This window comes from Rhodococcus sp. 14-2470-1a, from assembly GCF_002259425.1.
In the GTDB taxonomy this organism is placed as follows: domain Bacteria; phylum Actinomycetota; class Actinomycetes; order Mycobacteriales; family Mycobacteriaceae; genus Rhodococcoides; species Rhodococcoides fascians_E.
Genome location: NZ_NPFZ01000008.1, coordinates 1 through 20,398, shown reverse-complemented (window position 1 = coordinate 20,398; position 20,398 = coordinate 1). Strand labels below are relative to the sequence as shown.

Annotated in this window: 19 protein-coding genes; 7 read left to right on the top strand and 12 right to left on the bottom strand. The window is 65.8% G+C overall.

Translation table 11 applies throughout. The annotated features are described in order from the left end of the window. Positions 1-48 precede the first annotated feature (48 nt). Positions 49-2,067 (bottom strand): neutral/alkaline non-lysosomal ceramidase N-terminal domain-containing protein, encoded by a 2,019-nt coding sequence (locus tag CH292_RS04255; RefSeq protein ID WP_306437477.1) that lies wholly within the window; start codon positions 2,065-2,067, stop codon positions 49-51. Between the two features lie 45 nt (positions 2,068-2,112). Next, positions 2,113-2,487 (bottom strand): helix-turn-helix domain-containing protein, encoded by a 375-nt coding sequence (locus CH292_RS04250; protein WP_094654044.1) that lies wholly within the window; start codon positions 2,485-2,487, stop codon positions 2,113-2,115. Positions 2,488-2,597: 110 nt separating this feature from the next. Between CH292_RS04250 and CH292_RS04245 the strand changes: the two genes are divergently transcribed. Next, positions 2,598-3,443 carry an SDR family oxidoreductase gene (locus tag CH292_RS04245; protein WP_026347536.1) on the top strand — a complete coding sequence of 282 codons (846 nt, stop codon included), beginning with the start codon at positions 2,598-2,600 and terminating at the stop codon, positions 3,441-3,443. 31 nt (positions 3,444-3,474) lie between these two features. Here CH292_RS04245 and CH292_RS04240 read toward each other — a convergent pair whose 3' ends face one another. Continuing rightward, a complete protein-coding gene (locus CH292_RS04240; protein WP_020111860.1) occupies positions 3,475-4,845 on the bottom strand; it encodes an FUSC family protein in 1,371 nt (456 codons plus the stop codon). Positions 4,846-4,919: 74 nt separating this feature from the next. Here CH292_RS04240 and CH292_RS04235 point away from each other — a divergent pair, with 74 nt between their 5' ends. Continuing rightward, entirely contained in the window at positions 4,920-5,429 is a 510-nt protein-coding gene (locus CH292_RS04235) for a MarR family winged helix-turn-helix transcriptional regulator (protein WP_019663678.1), read from the top strand. Between the two features lie 77 nt (positions 5,430-5,506). On the opposite strand, the gene CH292_RS04230 is transcribed toward CH292_RS04235, so the two are convergent. Together CH292_RS04230 and CH292_RS04225 are read right to left on the bottom strand one after the other, a co-directional pair. Further along, complete coding sequence (locus CH292_RS04230; RefSeq protein ID WP_179277903.1) at positions 5,507-6,118, bottom strand: lipocalin family protein; 612 nt, start codon at positions 6,116-6,118, stop codon at positions 5,507-5,509. Between the two features lie 5 nt (positions 6,119-6,123). Next, on the bottom strand, positions 6,124-8,118 hold the full coding sequence (locus CH292_RS04225) for an MMPL family transporter (protein WP_019663676.1): 1,995 nt from the start codon (positions 8,116-8,118) through the stop codon (positions 6,124-6,126). 169 nt (positions 8,119-8,287) lie between these two features. On the opposite strand from CH292_RS04225, the gene CH292_RS04220 reads away from it, so the two are divergent. Continuing rightward, positions 8,288-8,806 (top strand): MarR family winged helix-turn-helix transcriptional regulator, encoded by a 519-nt coding sequence (locus tag CH292_RS04220; RefSeq protein WP_020111857.1) that lies wholly within the window; start codon positions 8,288-8,290, stop codon positions 8,804-8,806. Here CH292_RS04220 and CH292_RS04215 read toward each other — a convergent pair. Further along, the gene (locus CH292_RS04215) at positions 8,803-9,984 is read right to left on the bottom strand and encodes a zinc-dependent alcohol dehydrogenase (RefSeq protein WP_027498821.1); all 1,182 of its coding nucleotides are present in this window, start codon (positions 9,982-9,984) and stop codon (positions 8,803-8,805) included. The genes CH292_RS04220 and CH292_RS04215 overlap by 4 nt on opposite strands. A gap of 244 nt (positions 9,985-10,228) precedes the next feature. Here CH292_RS04215 and CH292_RS04210 point away from each other — a divergent pair, with 244 nt between their 5' ends. Continuing rightward, on the top strand, positions 10,229-10,630 hold the full coding sequence (locus CH292_RS04210; protein WP_256977911.1) for an anti-sigma factor antagonist: 402 nt from the start codon (positions 10,229-10,231) through the stop codon (positions 10,628-10,630). A 33-nt stretch (positions 10,631-10,663) separates the two neighbouring features. On the opposite strand, the gene CH292_RS04205 is transcribed toward CH292_RS04210, so the two are convergent. The 5 genes from CH292_RS04205 to CH292_RS04185 all read right to left on the bottom strand — a co-directional run bounded on the left by CH292_RS04205 (position 10,664) and on the right by CH292_RS04185 (position 15,991). Continuing rightward, positions 10,664-12,250: an NAD(P)/FAD-dependent oxidoreductase gene (locus CH292_RS04205; RefSeq protein ID WP_179277902.1), complete on the bottom strand. Its 1,587-nt coding sequence runs from the start codon at positions 12,248-12,250 to the stop codon at positions 10,664-10,666. A 61-nt stretch (positions 12,251-12,311) separates the two neighbouring features. Next, on the bottom strand, positions 12,312-12,944 hold the full coding sequence (locus tag CH292_RS04200; protein ID WP_094628365.1) for an ANTAR domain-containing protein: 633 nt from the start codon (positions 12,942-12,944) through the stop codon (positions 12,312-12,314). Positions 12,945-13,132: 188 nt separating this feature from the next. Continuing rightward, positions 13,133-13,516, bottom strand: coding sequence for a universal stress protein (locus CH292_RS04195; protein ID WP_019663670.1), 384 nt, complete (start codon positions 13,514-13,516; stop codon positions 13,133-13,135). Positions 13,517-13,542: 26 nt separating this feature from the next. Further along, positions 13,543-14,940: a CitMHS family transporter gene (locus tag CH292_RS04190; protein WP_019663669.1), complete on the bottom strand. Its 1,398-nt coding sequence runs from the start codon at positions 14,938-14,940 to the stop codon at positions 13,543-13,545. A gap of 55 nt (positions 14,941-14,995) precedes the next feature. Next, entirely contained in the window at positions 14,996-15,991 is a 996-nt protein-coding gene (locus tag CH292_RS04185) for a tripartite tricarboxylate transporter substrate binding protein (protein ID WP_230594274.1), read from the bottom strand. Between the two features lie 119 nt (positions 15,992-16,110). Here CH292_RS04185 and CH292_RS04180 point away from each other — a divergent pair, with 119 nt between their 5' ends. Both CH292_RS04180 and CH292_RS04175 read left to right on the top strand, forming a co-directional pair. Next, a complete protein-coding gene (locus CH292_RS04180) occupies positions 16,111-17,655 on the top strand; it encodes an ATP-binding protein (protein ID WP_094654042.1) in 1,545 nt (514 codons plus the stop codon). A 2-nt stretch (positions 17,656-17,657) separates the two neighbouring features. Beyond that, the gene (locus tag CH292_RS04175) at positions 17,658-18,320 is read left to right on the top strand and encodes a response regulator (RefSeq protein ID WP_026347531.1); all 663 of its coding nucleotides are present in this window, start codon (positions 17,658-17,660) and stop codon (positions 18,318-18,320) included. A 4-nt stretch (positions 18,321-18,324) separates the two neighbouring features. Here the strand turns inward: CH292_RS04175 and CH292_RS04170 are convergent, their stop codons facing one another. Continuing rightward, positions 18,325-18,681, bottom strand: a complete 357-nt coding sequence (locus CH292_RS04170; protein ID WP_230594276.1) for a DUF1801 domain-containing protein — start codon at positions 18,679-18,681, stop codon at positions 18,325-18,327. 68 nt (positions 18,682-18,749) lie between these two features. On the opposite strand from CH292_RS04170, the gene CH292_RS04165 reads away from it, so the two are divergent. After that, positions 18,750-20,398, top strand: a 1,649-nt coding sequence (locus CH292_RS04165) for an HNH endonuclease signature motif containing protein (RefSeq protein ID WP_256977910.1), incomplete at its 3' end; no start/stop codon positions are given.

The following is a 20,398-nucleotide window of genomic DNA, read 5'->3' as shown; positions in this document are numbered from 1 at the left end:
CTCGGACACAACTCGGCGCGGCTGACGTGACACGTCTCACTTCAAGCTTCAACCGACTTCAAACGGCGACGAGACCCCGGTGAACGGTATCGGACGCCCAGCGAGATCGCGCGAGCTCCCGTAGAGCACCACCCGATACGAGCCCGCAGGCTGATCTGCCGGTATGTCCCACTCGACGGTCGTCGTGGTGATCGGCCCGGCGGCGTCGAAGAAGATCTTCGTGTACCAATCGCCGTCGTCGTATTCGCGAGTCCACGTACCCGCTCGGTCTCGCTCGATCGCGAGATAGGTGTCGTCGCGGCGTAGATCGGAGTTCGGGTTGGAACCGGAAAAACGAACCGACACCCGCTGCCCGACGCCGTATGCCGCGGCCGGTTGGGTCAGGACGTCGCCGAACGTGGTTCCGGGTGCGGCCACGTCGACGAAGGACAGTCCGCCGGGGGAGTTGGGAATCGATCCGGTGAGGTCTCGCTGGGGTTCTCCGCTCGGTACGGGTGTTCCGTCGCGGAGAGCGACGGCGAGTTCGGTCGCGATCTGCACGGTGGCGGGCAGTTGCCAGCGCCCGAATGCGGTGGCGCCGCCCTCGTAGTCCTGCTGGTCGTACTCTTCCGGAGTGGTGACGTAGTGGCCGTAGCCGTTGGTGTAGCCCTGGACGACGACGAGTTCGCGGTCGACTCCCAAGGTGTCCGCCAGCGCGGTCCGCAGGCGCGACCCGGCCATCACCGTCGGCTCGAACGGGCAGGAGAAGAGGTGGAATGCGCCCAGTCGTGCCAGATGAAACGGCAGGACCTGCTGTACGACACCAGGGATCAACCCGACGGGGAGTATCACGTCCTTGGGTGCGTGTGCGTCGCGCAACCACTGAGGCACGACAACCGAACCGATCGCTGCCAGAGCAGGATTGCCGCCGCGCTCGCCCTCCTGCAGTCCGAGCTCCGGCAGGCCGCCACCGTCCTCCTGGCTGGACGCGGCGAAGGCGGCACCGAGGGCCGCGGGGCTGGTGGTGTGGGTGCGGCCGTCGCCGGTGAACTCCGGTCGTACCGTGACGGACGCGAAGTCGACGTACATCCCGCGCATCTCGATGCCGGACTGCAGTGCGGTGCCCGGTGCGCCGATCTGCGCACACGCCGAATCGAATTGGCGTTCGCCGATGATGCGGGTGTTCTCGAACTCGTCGGCCGTCGGACCGGACCCGGGCTGCTTGTCGAGGTTCGGTGTCACATCGCCCGGTGTGCTCTGGCAGAACGCCGCGACGAACGACGGATCGCGGTAGTCGACGCCCGCGACCTCACGCTCCCAGTGCCACGCCGCGTAACCTTTGTTGTCGGTGCTCACCAGCAGATTGGACGCCTTCATCGACGTACCGTGTGTGGCAAACCAATTGACGACACCCGCGAGCTCACCGCGTCTGGACACCTGCAGCGTCACCGAGCGTGGATCGATCCGCCCCGGCAGTTCGGCGGCGTCGGGGTTCCTGTCGAACGCCTGCGGCGAACGGTTCACTCCGGCATCGGTCAGGGAGGATGCGGTGACGACGACATCCGAGGGCTGAATGTCCTCGTGTGCCCGCGTGATCGCGTCGACGATGCCGGAGACGTTGGCCTCGAACGTGATCGGCCGGAAGCCGAGGGTCGTGATGTCCACGAGGAGGTGTCCGTCGGTACCGCCGGGGGCAGCGTGGGTGTGCGTGGCCGACAGCAGGACGTTCCCGCGATGGTAGAGGTGCCCGTACCGAGCGTCGAGCCGAGTGAGCACCGCTTCGAGGATGCTCTCGAACATCAACCCGACCTCGCACGTCACGTGCACCAGGCGAGTGTCCGACGCCGGATCGACGAAGACGAATGCCCGCGCGCGCTGCCGTAGATGAAGGCCTGCGCTCGATTGTTCCAGTACCGCATAGCCGTTCATACCTGCGCCGAAGGGCTCACCCGTCATGTCGCCGATTCCGCGACCGACATGCAGTCCGGCGGGCGACGCCCATGCGGATGTCGATTCGCGCGTTGCAGTCGCCAGAGTTGCCACGCCGGCTGCAGCAAGGAATGTTCTTCTTGACGGATGCGAGGTCACCGGTGACACGCTATAGCCGCTGCTTCTTTCAGGCGCGCAAATCGCTCAGCAAGCGTCGTGCTGCGCGCGAGCGTCGAGAACGGCGGGGAGATTGGATTCGACCAACTCGATCAGGCCGACCAGTCGATCCGCGACGGAGCGGCCGAGTGGGGTGAGGCTGTATTCGACCTTCGGCGGGATCGATTCCAGGACAGTACGCAGGACGAATCCGTCGCGTTCGAGGGTCTGCAGCGTCTGGGACAGCATGCGCTCGCTGACTCCGTCGACCCGTCGCCGAAGGGCGTTGAACCTGTAGTCGCCTTCGGACAGAGCGGCGAGCGCGAGGATGCCCCAGCGGCTGGTGACGTTCTGCAGTGCTTCACGTGAGTGGCAGCCCCGCGCGAAGACATCGGCCTCGAGGGTCGGGTCCTGTTCGCTCATGTAGTCCAGGGTAGCGCATGCAGATGGATTAGCGCTGCATCAAAAGGTTGCACTGTCGAAAAAGTAAGTGCATAGTGGTCGACGAACACCGACAACCGGAGGAACAAATCATGACCACAGCAGTTACCGGCGCAACCGGACACCTCGGCGCACTCGTCGTCGACGGCCTGATCGAACGTGGCACGGCCGCGGGCGACATCGTCGCCGTCGTCCGCGATGCAGCCAAGGCGCAGTCGCTCGCAGACCGGGGAGTCCAGGTGCGCGTCGCCGATTACGCCGACACCGACGCGCTGAAGGCAGCGCTCGCGGGCGTCGACAAGCTTCTGCTGGTTTCGGGGTCGGACGTCGGCCGGCGCATCGCGCAGCACGAGAACGTCATCGGCGCAGCCGAGGCTGCAGGCGTTTCGCTCATCGCGTACACCTCGTTGCTGAAGGCGGACACGTCCGGACTGAGCCTCGCACCCGAACACCTCGCGACCGAGAACCGCCTGGCCGAGTCCTCGATCCCCACCGTCGTGCTGCGCAACGGCTGGTACTGGGAGAACTACCTCGGCGCACTGCAGCAGGCAGCCGACAGCGGTGTACTGCTGGGCGCAGCGGGCGAGGGCAAGCTCGCGGCCGCGTCGCGCGCGGACTTCGCAGCCGCTGCGGTGGAGGTGCTCCTCGCCGCGGATCAGGGCGGCAAGGTCTACGAACTGGGCGGAGACGAGCGGCTCACCTACGCCGAGCTCGCCGCCGTGTTCACGCAGGTGTCCGGCAAGCCGGTCGAGTACAAGAACGTGTCGGAGGACGAGTACAAGGGCGTCCTCGAAGGAGCGGGCCTGCCCGGCTTCGTCGCCGAGATGCTGTCGAGTGCCGACGCGGGAATCGCGCGCGGCGAGCTCGACACGGACTCGGGCGACCTCCAGAAGCTGATCGGCCGTGCGTCGACTCCCGTCGCGTCCGTTCTCGGCTGACGGTAGGACGGAAGGGAAGCCGGGCGGACCGTCAGACCAGGTGGTGGCGGTCCGCCCGTTCCACCGTCAGGGCTGCAACGCAGATCCCGATGACCACCCCGACGAGCGTGTCCCCGATCCGGCTCACGGACACCGAGGGGCTCAGGTGCCCGGCCAGACCGGTCATGAGCAACGCCATCGGAGTGATCGCCAGCGAGGTCAGCGCGTAATTCTTCATCACCAGAAGTTCGGCGGCGACCTGCATCACGACGATCACCACGACGGTCTCCCAGTACCCGAGTGACGACGCGATGAGCACCGCGGCGATCACGGCACCGCCGACGTTCCCCAGCAACCGCTGGATCCCACGCTGAACCGTGGTGTGGTAATCGATACCGTGCATGGCGGCCATCGCACCCATGGTGGCCCACAGTGGGTGCTCGAACCCGAGCGCAGTCGCGCACAGGGCAGCCAGCGCGGCGGCGACGGTGATGCGCGCGGCGCTCCGCACGATCGGTGTCGACGCCGCCTGGGTCACGCCCTCGGCGAAGAAATTCCGTGGTGTCGGGTGCGTCGGTGATTCGGCCGAGAACTCGCCTGCCGTCGGAACGCGGTAGCGGCGCATTCTGCGCAGGTGCCGTTCGTGGGCCAGAACCTCGGCGGCGTGCGACGGATCCTCACCGCGGCTCCACGCGTCGAGCACCGCGTCGGCATCGTCGAGAAGTGTGGTCAGACCGCGCCGATGCTCACGGTCTCCGGGATCGAGCGCGACGACGGTCCGGGCGCGGGCGATCGCGGCTCGCGCGCCGGGCGCATCCCGACGGTCGAGTGCGGCGAGGGCTCGGGCGACGGCGAGCTGCGAGGGCCCCGTCGGATGCAGGATCGCCGGGGCCATCGACAGCGTCCACCCGACGACAGCGCCGATGGCGACGGACACGAAGACAGTCCCGAGGTCACCGACCGCGTGCGAGAAGCCGACGGCGGCGGTCGCGGCGAAGATGAGAACGACCGCACCGGGACCGGTGATCGCGAACGCCGTGAGCAGCAATGCCGCCACACCGGCTGCGACGGAGATGGCCAGCACCTGGATGATCGCCGATGTCGTTGCTGCCCCGAGTGCGGCGCCCAGCGTGGCGTACACGACGATGAGCGCCCCGACGAGCGCGATCTTTCCGGCCCGGCGTGGATACGGCTCGTACCGGCCGAAGGCCGAGCACAGCGCTCCGAGCGCAGCGAATCCCGCGAGGTCGTGGCGTCCGAGGATGCCGCCTCCCAGCAGGACGATCGCCACGGCGAGCCCGACGCGCACGGCGGGCGCGACGGTCGCGTCGGCCTTCCCGACGGTCAGTGCCTGGCGCCAGGTGCTGACCGCCACGGCATGGGCGAGGGCGGAACGAGTGTGGTCGATTCGGTCGAGAAGCACGGAGTCGAGCCTACAGATATTTCACTAGTAAAATAAACCGCGTGTCGGTGTGATCCTCGCCGTAGGGTGAAGTCATGATTCCGGCGCAGCGATCAGGTGGGGACTTCGTCGACGAGGTCAGGCGAGAGTGGACGGCCACTTTCCCCGACGTCGACACCTCCGCGATCGAGGTGCTCGCTCGTGTGGGTCGGATCGCCTCGCGGGCCAGCCACCTGCTCGACGCCACACTTGCTCCCGTCGGGGTCTCGCGTGCCGAATTCGACGTGATGAGCGCGTTGCGACGGGCTGGACGGCCGCTCCGCGCCAGCGAGGTCACATCGGTCACGCTTCTCAGCGGGGCGTCGACGACGAAGATCTCCGAGCGATTGGTCAAGGAGGGCCTGGTCGAACGCCGACGATTCGAGCGAGATGCCCGAGTGGTTCTTCTCGAATTGACCGACCGGGGAACCGATCTGGTGGACCGGGTGTTTCCCGTCCGGCTGCAGCGAGACGAGGAACTCCTCGACGGGCTCGACGAGGACGAACTGCGCACTCTCGCAGCGCTACTGCGCAAGGTCGCTCTGAATGCCGACAAGCCTGTGTGAGTGGAAATGTAGCGTCTTCTGGTCGCTCCGCAGGCTCTGCTATTGGCCCATGGCCTACATTTCCACTCACATAGGGATCAGACCGTGGAGAGGGGGCGGATGTCCGTCGCCCCGCCCGCAGTGGGCGAGGTCAGGATGAACGTCGAGTTGTATCCCTTGGACTCGACCACTGCCCGGATCTCACGGAACTTCTCGGTACTGACCTCGGGAGAGCGCGAGAGGATGAAGCCCGACGTACGCAGCGGGTCGCCGACGAGCGCCCACGAGTAGTCGTCCGCGATGTAGGCGACGATGTAGTTGGTCGGCCCTTCCGGGTTCTCCTGCGTGGGCACGCCCGGGAAGCTCACGTGCAGTTGCGCATTGGTCACCGGGTCGTTCACCCGTGCATTACCGACGATGCGGTTCTGCTCACCCGTCCACGTGGTGCAGGTGTTCTCGACGCGGATGTTGGCCGGATCGATCAACTGATAGTTGGCCTGGGTGTCGCGCGCGCACTCGAGGTTGAACGGCTGCGGAACCGCGGCGACCTGGTTCCAGGTTCCGAGATAGCGCTCGACGTCCAGCGACGGAATCGGGGTCAGTGGCTGCCATCCCGCCGATCCTGTGTCGGGTGCGGCCTGGGCCGGACTGCCGACGAGGGCGAGTCCTGCGACGCAGGCTGCTGCCGCGATCGAAACACGTACCTTCATGAATCTCACTCCTTTGTTCCCACCAGTTCGGTTCTGCTGGAATCGATTCGGTTCGGCCACCATATCCCCGGGCCGACAAGGGTGAACAGTGCCGGTATCACCAGCGTGCGCACGACGAACGTGTCGAGAAGAATGCCGAACCCGACGATGATGCCCAACTGCGTCAGCGTGATCAGCGGTAGCACGCCGAGGACGCAGAACACGGCGGCCAACACGATGCCGGCGCTGGTGATGACTCCACCTGTCGCGCCGACGGCTCGAACGATCGCCGAGCGCGTGCCGTGACCGGGAACTTCCTCGCGCGTGCGAGTGACGAGGAAGATCGTGTAGTCCACACCGAGCGCAACGAGGAACAGGAACGCGTACAGCGGAACGTTGTCGTCGAGCGCCGGGAATCCGAACACGCTGCTGCTGAACCAGCTTCCGACGCCGAGCGCGGCCAGGGCGCTGAGCACCGTCGTGCCGACGAGTATCAACGGCGCGATCAACGAGCGCAGTAGTGCGATCAGTACGACGAGTACGACGATCAGGATCGCCGGGACGACGACCAGGCGGTCGCGTGCGGCGGCGTCGGATGTGTCGAGGGCCTGTGCGTCGCTGCCGCCCACCAGGGCGTCGGGGATGTCCGCGAACGCGGCACGCAGTTCCTCGACGGCGGCGAACGCGTCGTCCGAGGCAGGGGCGGCGTCGGTGACGACGGACCACTGAGTCAGGCCGGTCCCGGAATCCGCTCCGCGCGTGAACGAGTCGACGGAGGTGGCTCCGTCCAGCGCGGTCTCGATGCGCTCGGCGGAGTCGGTGGGTGCGACGACGGTCGTCGGATCGGCCAGTCCGGCCGGGAAGTGTTCCGAGAGTGTGTCGAAACCCTCGACGGATTCGGCGGTGACGCGGAACTGCTCGGTCTGGGACAGGCCGATTCCGGTGCCGAACAGTGCTGCAGCACAAGCGATCAGCGCGACGAGTGTGATGGATGCAGTGCGCGTCGGGTGGCGTGAGACCGCGGCAGCGACCGAGTGCCAGGCACCCGTCGTCGCGGTGTCCTTGTCCTCACCCTTGGGGATGAACGGCCAGAACAGTTTCGGTCCGCACAGTGCGAGCAGTGGCGGTAGAACGACGAGGACGAACACGGCTGCGACCACGAGGCCCGCGGCGGCGAGGGCACCGAGGCTGCGGGTACTGGGCAGGATTGCGAGCAACAACGTCAGAAGCGCGAGGACGACGGTGGCGTTGCTGGCGAGAATGGCGGGTCCGGCGTGGCGAACGGCATGACGCAGTGCGTCGCGGTGGTCGTCGCGGGTGCGCAGCTCCTCTCGATAGCGCGAGATGAGAAGGAGCGCATAGTTGGTACCCGCGCCGAAGACGAGCACGCTGGTGATGCCGGACGTCGACCCGTCGAACGACAGGCCGGTCAGTTCCGCCAGTGCGGTGCCCACCGACGTGGCGACGCGGTCCCCGAGCCCGATGACCAGCAGTGGAACGAGCCACAGGATGGGGGAGCGGTAGGTCACGATGAGCAGGATCGCGACGACGAGTGCGGTGACGGCCAACAGGGTGAAGTTCGCGCCGGAGAAGGAGTTCGCGATGTCCGCGCCGAATGCGGGCCCGCCGGTGAGCTGCGCCTCGAGGTCCGAGGGGAGGCCGTCGACCGCCTTGTCGCGGAGCGAGGTGACGGTGTCGTTCAGGTCGAAGCCGGACAGGGAGCTGTCCACCTGCACGATGCCGAGGGTGGCTTTGCCGTCCGGCGCAGGTACCAGCGGTGACGCGGTGTCCGACAGGCGTGCGAGGGCCTGAGCGGCGGCATCGGTGTCGGCCGGGGTCAGGACACCGTCGTCGATGCGGCTCACCACGAGGATGACCGGCGCGGTCTCCGACCCCGGGAATTGGTCGAGTAGTTCGGTGACCTGCGCGGAATCCGCTTCGGGTGGCACCGAGGAAGGGGCTTGCCCGGCTGAGTCGTTCTCGCCCACGAGGCCCATGAAGGCGACGGAGAGAACGATCACGGCAAGCGACAGGGCCCACGAGCGTCGTGAGCTGACAATTCGGGCAAATCGAGTCCAGAAGTCCACCGGGCAACAATCTCACTAACTTAACAATTAAGCAACTGAGAGAACTCGCGCGTCTGCAGCGCGATAGTGTTGCCCAGGACCCGATGGAACGAAACCGAAGAAAGTGAACTCCGTGCCCGACCGCAGTGCATCCGAGCGACGTGCATCCGAACGACGCGCGGAACTGGAGTCGATGATCTCGTCGGACGTCCGTGCCCTGTCGTCGGTGTCCGAGGAGATCGGGCGGGCATTCGGGGCGCAACACGAGCTGCGGCCCAACGACTTTCGTGCCCTCCTGCTCATCATGGTCGCCGACGTCGAGGGGCAGCCGCTCACCGCGGGCGAGCTCGGGGGCCGCCTCGGACTCTCGTCCGCCGCCATGACGTACCTCGTCGAACGCATGATCTCGTCGGGACACATCCGGCGGGAGAAGGATGCACACGACCGCCGCAAGGTGATCCTCCGGTACGACGAGCACGGCATGGAAGTCGCGCGCGGATTCTTCGGACCACTGGGGGTCAAGACGTCGGCAGCCCTGGCCGACCTTCCCGACGGAGATCTGGCTGCCGCGCACCGGGTGTTCGCCGTGCTGATCGACGCCATGCGCGACCACCACGACGAACTACACACCGGGCAGAACTAGGGCTTCAGCAGCACCTTCACGGCTCCGTCCTGCTTCTTCTGGAAGATCTCGTAGGCGTGCGGCGCCTGGTCGAGGGGCAGTGTGTGGGTGGCGAAATCGTCGACGCCCAGGGGATCGTCGTCGGTCAGGAGCGGCAGGATGTCGTCGACCCAGCGCAGCACGTTGGCCTGGCCCATGTGCAGCCGAATCTGCTTGTCGAACAACGTGAGCATCGGCAGCGGGTCCGCCATTCCTCCGTACACGCCGCTCAGCGAGATGGTGCCGCCACGTCGGACGATGTCGATCGCGCTGTAGAACGCGCCGAGACGGTCCACGCCTGCCTTCTGCATCATCGGTCCGGCGATCGCGTCGGGGAGCAGAGACGTCACACTCTGGGCGAGTTTGGCCACGGGAGACCCGTGCGCTTCCATGCCGACCGCGTCGACGACGGAGTCGGTGCCGCGCCCGTCGGTCAGGTCACGGATGGCGTCGGCGAGATCGCCGCCCAGATCGTCGAAGTTCAGTACCTCGATTCCGCGATCCGCAGCACGCTGAAGCCGTTCCGGAACTCGGTCGACGCCGATGACTCGGTGCCCGCGGTGATGCGCGATGCGGGCCGCCATGTCGCCGATGGGGCCGAGTCCGAGCACCGTGACCGAGCCACCGTCGGGAATGTCGGCGTACTCCACCGCCTGCCATGCCGTCGGCAGCACGTCGGAGAGGTAGACGAACCGTGAGTCGTCCGGCCCGACGGGCACCTTGATGTGCGTGTTCTGCGCTTGCGGGATCCGAAGATACTGCGCCTGACCGCCGGGAACCTGGCCGTACAGGCTCGAGTATCCGAACAATGCCGCGCCCATTCCCTGGTCGCGGACCTGCGTGGTCTCGCACTGGGTGAAGAGGCTGGAATTGCACATGTAACAGTGACCGCACGAGATCTGAAACGGTACGACCACCCGGTCGCCGACCTTCAGATTGCCGACATCCGGTCCCACCTCCTCGACGATCCCCATGGGTTCGTGCCCCAGGATGTCGCCCTCGGACATGAACGCACCGAGCACTTCGTACAGGTGCAGGTCCGATCCGCAGATGTTCGTGGTGGTCACCTTGATGATCGCGTCGGTGGGCTCCTCGATCCTCGGATCGGGCACGGTGTCGACGCTTACCTTGCGCTTGCCTTGGTATGTAACAGCTTTCATGGTCGTTCCTCGCTGGGTAGGAGACGGTCGAGCTCATGTCTCGGGTGCCCTGGGTAGGACGAGCCGAAACACGGGTGTACGGGAGGCTCCCGGTGCCGTAGGGTTGGACGTGGTTGAGATAACAGCCGTTGTCGGAGGAGACTCCACGGGATAGCCCGGCGGCTTGTTCGGATGTGTGGCCGGTTTCCGGTCACCCGCATCAGCTCGCTCAGTTTCCTCCCGATCGATCAACGATGGGATGGCTATGACTGTTACTCCACACGGCTTGAACGACGAAGGAACCACCCAGCCGCACGCTGCCACCGAATCCTCGGTTTCGGTTGCTGCAACTGGTGCCATTTTCAGCGCATCCGCGGCGGGATCCAACTCTCTCGTCGTCAAGGTTCACGGCGACATCGATATGCGTAGTGCACCGATTCTGACGGATTTCGTTCTCAGTCGGGTCACCCCCGACGTCCGGATGATTCTCGATCTGTCGGATGTGGACTTCTTCGCGATCGCCGGATTGACGATCTTCACAGCACTGGACGAGGCACGCCTGAACTGGTGCCTGGTCGAGGGGTACGCGGCCCACAGGTTGCTGCAGGCAGCAGCCGTCGTTCCCACGGCCCAGAGGTTCGACTCGGTCGAGAACGCGGTCCACTGACCGCCCGCTGACAGATTCATGTAGGCACGCACTTCATCTGGTGACCAGCTCCAACAGGGAGCTGGTCACTTTTTTGCGTAGAGGGCCGAGCAGGCCCGTCTGTCCCAGCGCAGCGCGGGCCGCGTTCATCCCGGCTGCGCCGTGCACCCCGCCACCGGGATGAGCGGACGAACTTCCCAGGAACAGCCCTTCGACGGGCGTCTCCGCCCGCCCCAGACCCGGCGTCGGCCGGAAGATCAGTTGCTGTTGCAGTTGCGCGGTCCCGCCGTTGACCGCACCGCCGAACAGGTTGGTGTTCTCGGCCGCCAGATCGGAGGGGCGTTGAACGACTTCGCCGACGATTGATCCGGTGAAACCGGGTGCGTGCTCCTCCAGAACCGTCCGCACCCGAGCGGCGATGGTGTCGGCCGACGCGTCGTCGGTGACTCCTCGGGGCAGGTGCGTGTACGCCCATGCGCTCTCGGTCCCCGCCGGTGACCGCGAAGGATCCGCGGTGGTCATCTGGCCGAACAGCATGAACGGGCGCTTCGGCAACACGTTGATCGACAGATCCGTGGTCCACCGCAGCAGCCCGTCCTCGTCCGCACCCAAGTGGACGGTCCCCGCGTCGGACAGGCTGTTCGATCGCCACGGTATCGGCCGGTCGAGCGCGTAGTTGACCTTCACCACCGGGGTGTCCCACTCGAACTTCGCCAGGTCGTCGTGCATGCGTTGCGGAATGGCGTCGTGTGGAAGCAGGTCCTGGTAGAGCATCGGTGCCGAGACGTCGGCGACGATCGCCTTGCGGGCCAGCACGACGTCGCCCGACGCGGTGCGAACCCCGGTGGCCCGCCCGTTCGACGTGATCACCGACACCACAGGGGTGCCGCACCGGAGCTCGGCGGACCCGGCCCGACGAACCAGGGCGGCTGTCAGCTCGCCGGCTCCGCCGACCGGAACGGGGTAGCCGACGTCCTGAGCCATCATCGTCAGCAGATAACCCATCGCGCCGCTGACCGACGCATCCAGGGGTGCGTCGCCGTGCATCGCGTTCCCCAGCAGCAGACATCGGGCCGCGGAGCTGCGGAACGTCTCGTGCGCCATCGCACGTGCAGGCAGCGCCATGAACCGCGCGAACCGCAGCGTCTCCGCGGCACCGAGCTTTCGGGACAGCGACACACCGGCCTTGACGGGCGGAAACGGCGTGAAGAAGGCGTCGAGCAGCGGTTTCTTGATTTTCTGCCACTGCTCGAACAGAGCGAGCCAGGCATCGCCGTCACGCCGGTCGTGTTCGCTCAATGCGGCCGCGGTATCGGCGACGTCCCGCAGAACCGTCGGCGCATCCTCGTCGGCGGACGACCGCGCGTGGCCGTACGCCGCCGGGGACCGTGACCACCTCAATCCGTGGTCCTCCAACCCCAGCGCCGTCATCGCCGGAGACGACGCGCCGAGGGGATAGAACGCGCTGAACAGGTCACTGGTGAACCCGGGAACCAGTTCGGCGCTGCGTACCGCGCCGCCGGGAGCAGGCGCCGCCTCGACGATCACCACGTCCCATCCCGCGTCGGCAAGTGCGGCAGCAGCGACGAGGCCGTTGTGGCCTGCGCCGATGACAACGGCGTCGGCAGTGGTGGTGCTCATGCGGGAGGCGACCTTTCGCGAGAGTGCTGCCGGGTGCATGCCCCGCACGGGCGAGAGTCAATCAGGACTGGTCGCGGCCGACCGATTCGACGATGCGTTGAGCCAGGGTGTGCAGCTTGACGTTCTCGTTCTGCGATTGCAGCGACAGTACCTCGAAGGCGTCGTCCGCAGCGATGCCCCGGATCGCCATCACGATCCCCTTGGCCTGCTCGATCGTCGCTCGTGTCCGCATCGCCTCACGAAGTCCCGTGAGTTCTCGCTGTGCCTCGCTCGCACGTCGCGAGTTCCAGATGGCGCTCTCGACCGCGGTGACGAACACCTTGATCAGGATCTCGTCCGTCTCGGTGAACGTGTGGTCGGTGAAGCTGTAGACCTCGAGCGCACCGATCTGTGTCGTGTCGACAGAAATCGGCGCCGAGAGGCAGCCCGGCGCATCGAACTCGAGAACACGAGGGTCCGTGTACGCAACCGTCTTCGGAGTTCCCGTCGACTCGTCCACGAGCGTGACACCCGCCATGTCGGCACCCAGCACGGTGTCGACGACCTGGGTGCACACACTGTGCAGCAGCGTCTCGACCTGAGCGTGCGACAACAGAAGGTTGCGGAACGATTCGAGCCCCGGCTCGAGGGCTCCGTCCTCGTCCGCGCGCAGCTCACCGTCGCGCGGGTCGCAGACTCGCGGCGTCTCTTTCATGTCATCACCACACTCTTCGAGTGCACTTGCCGTGCTCTTGGATTGCCGGCGATGACTTCACCGAATGAGACTGGAAATATTACGACAACACCTGTCCGACTTCACGCACCAGGTCACCGGAGCGCCGTCGGATCGCACGCGAAAGGGCGGACCCGCGTGTCGGATCCGCCCCTTCGGTGCTGAGCGTGTTATCGGGATTTGACCAACAGGATCTCCACCGGTATCTCCAGCAGCAACCGCTGGACCGTCTGCCCCATCAGGAACTTCCCGACGGCGCTGCGGTGACGTGACCCGATGACCACGAGCTCCGCGTCGACCTTGTCGACCAGCGCGAGCAACGTGGACGTCGAATCGGGATCGGGAACCCCTACCTCGACCCGTGCACCCGGTGCCAGGGCGTGCACCGCGGTTTCGACCGCGGCAACCTCCTGCGCTTGGGCGCGTGGATCCGGTGAACCCGACAGTGCGTGGATCACAACGAGTTCGGTTCCTCTGGACTGCGACTCGCGGACACCTGCGGCGAGTGCGCTTCTTCCCTCGTCGGACTGATTGTGAACTACTACGACGGACATGTGCTTGACCTTTCGGTACGTGGGGATCAGCCGAACGGGATCTGGCCGAGGGCAACACCGACGACGAGCATGGTCAGGGAGATGACCGCTGCGCGCCACAGAACCTTGCGGTGATGGTCGGCGAGCGACACACCGGCGAGGGTCACGAGAAGCAGGATGGCGGGGACGAGGGGGCTCTGCAGGTGGAATGCCTGACCGGTGATCGACGCACGCGCCATCTCGACGGGCTCGATTCCGTACTGCGCAGCGGTTTCACTGAGAACCGGCAGAATGCCGAAGTAGAACGCGTCGTTGGTCATGAAGAACGTGAACGGAAGGGACAGAACGCCGGTGATGACGGCGAGGTACGGACCCATACCCGCCGGAATGACGTTGAGCAGCCACTCGGCCATGGCCTCGACCATGCCCGTTCCTTGGAACACGCCGGTGAGGATCGCTGCAGCGAGAACCATGGCGACGACGGACACGATCGACGACGAGTGCCGCGCGATGGCCTCGCCCTGCTCCTTGACCTTCGGGAAATTCACGGCGAGCGCGATCGACGCTGCGATCATGAAGAGCACCGGGATGGGGAGGATGTCCATGACCAGGACAACCAGCAATGCCACGGTCAGAGCGGCGTTGAACCACAACAACTTCGGACGCAGGGTATCGCGATTGGGATCGAGGCCGTCGATGAACTGACCGGCTCCGCCGTCGTGATCACTGCCCGTTCCGGCCGAGCCGCCGGTGTTCTTGGAGCCACCGGTGCCAGTGGAGCCGGTGCCGGTCGAGCCGCCTGCGTGAACGAGCTCGGATTCATAGACCAACTTGCCGATTCGCTTGCGCTCCATCAGCCCGAGGTGCACCGAGAACAGCAGCACGATGACCAATCCGGCGATCAGCGAGGGCACCATCGGCACGAAGACCTCGGACGGCGAGATGCCGAGCGCAGACGCTGCCCGGACCGTGGGGCCGCCCCACGGGATGATGTTCATTGTTCCGTTGGCCAGACCGGCAACGACGGTCAGGATCACCGGGCTCACACCGAGTTTCAGATACAGAGGCAGCATCGCGGAGGTGACGATGATGAACGTCGTCGACCCGTCACCGTCGAGGGACACGACCATCGCCAGAACGGCAGTACCGACGACGAGCTTCATCGGGTCGTTCCTGACGAGCTTCAGAATGCCCTTCACCAGTGGATCGAACAGGCCGACGTCGATCATGATCCCGAAGAAGATGATCGCGAAGAACAGCAGGGCAGCCGTCGGGGCGAGCGACTTGATGCCGTCGGTGATCATGTCGCCGATCCCGAGTCCCGCACCGGCCATGAGGCCGAACGCAACCGGCACCAACGTCAGCGCCACGACCGGGGTCGCGCGCTTGGTCAGGATCAGATACATGAAGACGGCAACCATGAGGAAGCCCAGTATCACGAGCATGGGTGTACTCCTTTGTGCGAGCAGGGTGAAACGTGGTGTCGGGTGAATCCGAACGTCAAGGGGTGACGGTCAGCGTCTCGTGGACGAATCGAGCTTGTTCGCCCAGGAACTCGGCGAAGTCGGAGCCGGTCAGTATCGAACTGCGCCAGCCGTTTCGAGTGAGGATGTCCTGCCATCGGCCGGACGTGTCGAGATCGCGGATGCGGTCGGTCCACGTCGTCGCCTGGTCCGGCGTGATGCCCGGCGGCGCGAGCAGGCCTCGCCAGTTGGCGAAGACGACGTCGACGCCGGCCTCGCGTGCGGTCGGCGCGTCCACCACCGGCACCCGTTCGTCGGTGCTGATAGCAAGTGCCCGCACGGTTCCGGCGGAAATCTGGTCGAGATACTCGCTGACGCCGGTCGTCGCGACGTCGACGTCACCGGTCAGCAGAGCCGGAAGCAGTTGTCCGCCACCTTCGTACTGTCGATACTGCGACGCCGACGGGTCGACGCCGATGGCCCGAGCAAGAAGGATCCGGAACAGACCGTCGGGCCCACCCTCGGCGGAACCACCGGCAAAACTGAGCGCCGACGGGTCGGCGCGCCACGCGTCGACCAGATCGTTCATCGTCCGAAGCGGCGAGTTCGCCGGAACCAGAACTACTTCCGGTTCCTCCAGCAGCTTCGCGACGGGCGTGGCCTCGGACAACGAATTGTCGGACTCCGTCGTCTCCAGCGCACCGATCAGACCGAGGCCCATGACCATCGCGAGATCGGGGTTACCGCGCTCGAGAGCCAACCGACCCAGGCCGACGATCCCACCCGATCCGGGCAGCACCACGACGTCGTAATCGGGGTCGGTGCTGCCGGGTGTTCCGCTACCCAGAGCTTGGGTGAGGTTCCGGGCCGTCAGGTCGTATCCGCCGCCGGCGTCGGACGGCACGACCAGTTGGACCCGAGGAGTGCCGTCTGCGCCGGCGAACACCGCAGGCTCGGAACTGCATGCGCCCACGAGAACGGCAACCGCGACGCACACGGCGCTGGTTGCTGATCGAACTCTCGTAGTAGGCACCATGGAAGTGAACAACACTTTGTGACTGCGGTCACCCTTGCGATCACAGTTTCTTTTGTGTCCATTGTGGTCGCGCCGAACTGCGCTCCACGCTCCTGGCCGCGCAGTAGGGTCTTTTGGTGCGCAGAACCACGCTGGCGGCCCAGTTGCTGAGGTTGCAGCTGCTGATCGTCGTGGTCGTTCTGGTCGCCATCGGCGGGTTGTCGCTCGCCCAATCGTCGGCCGCGTTCCAACGGGACGCAGGCCGCCGCGCACAGTCGGCGGCGGAAACTCTCGCGGCGAACCCCGTCGTCCGTCAGCTGTTGCCGTCGGCCCAGCCTCGCATCCGAACCGGTCTGCAGAGCGTAGTCGAATCCGTACGCGCGGTCTCCGGCCTCGACTACGCGGCACTCTCGGGCGTCGACGGTGTGGTGGTGTTGTCCACCGTTCCCGAACAAGTCGGGACGACCGTGCAGACCGGTGCGGACGGATCGAGGGTCGGGCTCACCGACACGGCGGCAGGCAAAGCGGTCGAAGCGCGGGTGCCGGTGCTCGACGACTCGGGAACACTCGTGGGAACGGCCGTCGTCGGCGACCGATATCCCTCGGCCGTGGACCGGTTCCTGCAATCGGCACCCAATCTGATCGTCTACCTGGCGGTCGCGTCGGTGCTGGGCGGGCTGGGTTCGGTACTGCTCGCGCGGAGAGTCAAGCGTCAGACCCTCGGCATGGAGGCCAGCGAGATCCTCGACCTCGTCGGGCAGCGTGAAGCGATGCTGCGGGGGCTCAAGGAAGGCGTCATCGCCCTCGACCCGAACGGCCGCGTCGTGCTGATGAGCGAAAGTGCGCACGAGTTGCTGCACATCGAATACGGAAGCAAGGGCGCAACCGTCGACGAGCTCGGGGTCACCGGTCGGCTTCGCGACGTCCTTCTCGGAACCGTGGAGACCTCCGACGAGATCGTGCTGGTCGGCGATCGAGTCCTGGTCCTGAACACAGTCCCCGTCGTCGCCGACGGCAAAGCGGTGGGAACGGTCACGACGTTCCGTGACCGCACCGAACTGACCGACGTCGAGGAGGAACTCGGAGTCACCAAGACCAGTTCGACGGCGCTGCGTGAACACATCCACGAATTCGACAACCAGCTGCACACCATTTCCGGACTGGTTCAACTGCACGAATACGACGAGGTGGTGCGCTACGTGGACGGCCTCACCGCGCGCCGCGAGGATGCGACGTCGGTGGTCACCGATTCCGTCGCCGACGTCAGTGTCGCTGCGCTCCTGATCGCGAAAATCGGTGCTGCCGCGCATCGTTCGGTGACCGTCGACATCGTCGAGGGGTCCGCTCTTCGATCGCACGGGGGAGCGTTGTCCCGAGATCTCTGCACGGTCCTCGGCAATCTCGTCGACAATGCCGTGGCGGCATCGAGTGGACGGGTACGGATCGCGTTGCACGAGAACAACGGTGACATCGTCGCCGAGGTATTCGACGACGGACCGGGCGTCGACGCGTCGGACACCACGAATATCTTCGAACAGGGCTGGAGCACCAAAGGGGCGGCATCGACCGGTCATGGCTTCGGTCTCGCGCTGGTCCGGCTCGCGTGCAGGCGTCGGGGCGGCGACGTGACGGTCGGAACGGACGGCGAGTGGACGGTGTTCCGCGCGATGATGAAGGAGTGAGTGTGATTCGGGTTCTCGTCGTCGACGACGACTTCATGGTCGCCAAGGTGCATTCGGGGTTCGTCGGTAAGGTCGACGGCTTCGAGGTCTGCGGCGTCGCGCACACGTCCGAGTCCGCGATCGACGCAGTGTCCGCTCTCCGACCGGACCTCGTGCTGCTCGACGTGCACCTGCCCGGTGCCAGCGGTCTGGACCTCATCGGGACGTTCCGAGAGTTGGTGCCGGACCTCGACATTCTCGTCATCACCAGCGAACGAGAAGTCGCGTCCGTGCAGAAAGCGCTCCGGAGCGGCGTCGTGCATTACCTGATCAAGCCGTTCAAGTTCTCCGTGCTGCAGGCGCGGCTGGAGCAGTACCGAACCACGCGGCAAACCCTCGGGTCCTCGGCGGAGGCGGAACAGGCCGCCGTCGACAAAGCGTTCGGCATAACCGGTTCCGGCCAGGACCTTCCCAAGGGTCTGAGCCGCGTCACGCTGGATCTGGTCGAGCTCAGACTTCGTGACGTCGAACGGCCGGTGTCGGCCACCGAGATGTCCGAGCGGTCGGGGATCTCCCGATCCAGCGCCCGGCGATACCTCGAGTACCTCGCGGGCATCGGACGCGTCGAGGTGTCCCTGGACTACGGGAACGTCGGGCGGCCCGAAAGGCTCTATCTGCGTAAGTAGTCCATCACTCGACTGCTCGTCGGACAATGGCTGCGATCTTCTTCTCCGTCGCGTCGTCGAGCTCCGTCAGAAACCATCCCGACGGCATCAACAGGTCGTCTGCATCGTCCGGCGCGGACACGTTCGCCTTCTCCGACAACCCGAATGCAATGTACTTCTCTGCGATGAAGTGGCACAGAATCGGGCCCTTTCCCTTCGCGTATCCCGGCATTCCGTAGAACAATCGAGGTTGCAGCTCCGGTGCCGCAGCCAGAATCACCTCGTGCAGCCTGCGCCCCACGGAGTCGTACGGCGCGGGGTACGAGGCAATCTTCTCCAGTACTGCAGCGGTGGGGTCCTGTGTCGATTTCTTGGCCGGCATGCACGTCATCATTCCCCACTTCGGTAGTTTTTTCGTCCGTGTCGGACCCTCTCGGTATATTCGAAAGTATGTTCGATACGGGGGTTTCGGCGGGATCGAGTACGGCATGCGTAACCGGCTTGGCAGGCTACGCCGCGGTATGCCGGGTACGGGAGAACATAGCCCGCGCCAGAACGGTGGAAGCGGTGTGCGAGATCGCCGACATCCGCCTCACCGACGCCGACACCACCGACGCCGACACCACCACCACCACCGCCGACAACGCCGGTGGTGATCCGTTGACTGTTCTGGCGCAGGTGGTCACCGAGGTGGCGGTGACGCTGGGCCTGTCGCAGAGCGCCACGAGACCGTTGCTGACCGTCGGGCAGGAGCTGTCGCGGATGCCGCTCACAGCACTGCGGTTCGTCCTCGGCGGAATCGACTGGCCGCGGATCCAGGTACTGACCGCTGTGCTGGGCAAAGCATCCGATGCCACCATCGCGGCCCTCGAACACGAGGCCGTCGCTGCAGCGGAACGGTTGACCCCGCGGTCACTGCGACTGTGGCTGTGGCGACTGTGGCTCGCCCACGACCGAGACGAAGCCGCAGCCGCACAAGAGCGCACGGTACGCAGTAGCCGAGCGATGCGGGTGCGCCGCGACTCCGGCGGGGCATCGGTACTCGAAGCGATCGTCACCGACCTCGAAGGCGCCGAAGTCGACGCATTGGTGACCGAGATCGCCGCAACGGTCTGCCAGCAAGACCCCAGGTCGACCACGGCGTTACGGGTCGATGGGTTGATGGCGTTGATCCACGGCGAACACGCCCTCGAATGCCACTGCGGCCGCGGTGAGCATTGCCCGCTGGACGGTGCCGCGGACCGGCCCGATCCTCGGCGGGGTCCGCTGGTGCAGATCCTCCTCGACGCCGAAACACTGCTCGGATTACGCCAGAACCCCGCCGTACTGGCCGACGGAACCCCACTCGACCCGGAACTGGCCCGCCTCATCGCCACCGACGCCCACTGGCAAGGCCTGCTCACCGAACTCCACGACGTCCTCACCACCCGAACACCACACACCCGACAACCCAGCCACGCCGGAACAAAGACACAGGACGCGGAGAACACGGAGGCAGCACAGGACACCGAGACTGCCGGTGGCACAGTCACTCCCGACGAGACCGGTGCTGCCGAGACGAATCGACGACCAGTACCGACGACAGTGCTCTCTCCTCTACGGATTCGGGTACCACGCCTGATCCACCGCGGACGGATCCGCCGAGCAGGAACCGTACCCACACCCACCAGCACACCCACCCGCGGCAGAGGCATGCCCAACCGCAGTGGTCTGCCCAAGGGCACCGGTCTGCTCAGTGGCGCTGGTCTGCCCCGTGGCACCGGTCTGCTCAGTGACACCCTTCGCGCGCAGATCACCGCGACGCTACTGGCAGCGATCACCGCCGACCCCACCCTCGCTGCAGGACCCCACCCCGACGGCCACGGAGGCGAGACCGAACCACCACCCGGCGCCCTGACCTACCGACCCACCACCGACCTCGCTGCCCGCGTACGCATGACCTACCGCACCTGCACCCACCCCGGATGCGACGTCCCCTCCACCGACTGCGAACTCGACCACATCGTCCCCTACGACCACCACACCCCCCACCGCGGCGGATGGACCATCGAGACCAACCTCCACCCCGTCTGCACCGCCCACCACAAACACAAAATCGA

Excerpts from the sequence above, each read along its gene's own strand:
- CH292_RS04250 (WP_094654044.1), bottom strand. The coding sequence starts at position 2,487 with ATGAGCGAACAGGACCCGACCCTCGAGGCCGATGTCTTCGCGCGGGGC.
- CH292_RS04245 (WP_026347536.1), top strand. The coding sequence starts at position 2,598 with ATGACCACAGCAGTTACCGGCGCAACCGGACACCTCGGCGCACTCGTC.
- CH292_RS04235 (WP_019663678.1), top strand. The coding sequence starts at position 4,920 with ATGATTCCGGCGCAGCGATCAGGTGGGGACTTCGTCGACGAGGTCAGG.
- CH292_RS04230 (WP_179277903.1), bottom strand. The coding sequence starts at position 6,118 with ATGAAGGTACGTGTTTCGATCGCGGCAGCAGCCTGCGTCGCAGGACTC.
- CH292_RS04215 (WP_027498821.1), bottom strand. The coding sequence starts at position 9,984 with ATGAAAGCTGTTACATACCAAGGCAAGCGCAAGGTAAGCGTCGACACC.
- CH292_RS04210 (WP_256977911.1), top strand. The coding sequence starts at position 10,229 with ATGACTGTTACTCCACACGGCTTGAACGACGAAGGAACCACCCAGCCG.
- CH292_RS04205 (WP_179277902.1), bottom strand. The coding sequence starts at position 12,250 with ATGAGCACCACCACTGCCGACGCCGTTGTCATCGGCGCAGGCCACAAC.
- CH292_RS04200 (WP_094628365.1), bottom strand. The coding sequence starts at position 12,944 with ATGAAAGAGACGCCGCGAGTCTGCGACCCGCGCGACGGTGAGCTGCGC.
- CH292_RS04195 (WP_019663670.1), bottom strand. The coding sequence starts at position 13,516 with ATGTCCGTCGTAGTAGTTCACAATCAGTCCGACGAGGGAAGAAGCGCA.
- CH292_RS04190 (WP_019663669.1), bottom strand. The coding sequence starts at position 14,940 with ATGCTCGTGATACTGGGCTTCCTCATGGTTGCCGTCTTCATGTATCTG.
- CH292_RS04170 (WP_230594276.1), bottom strand. The coding sequence starts at position 18,681 with ATGCCGGCCAAGAAATCGACACAGGACCCCACCGCTGCAGTACTGGAG.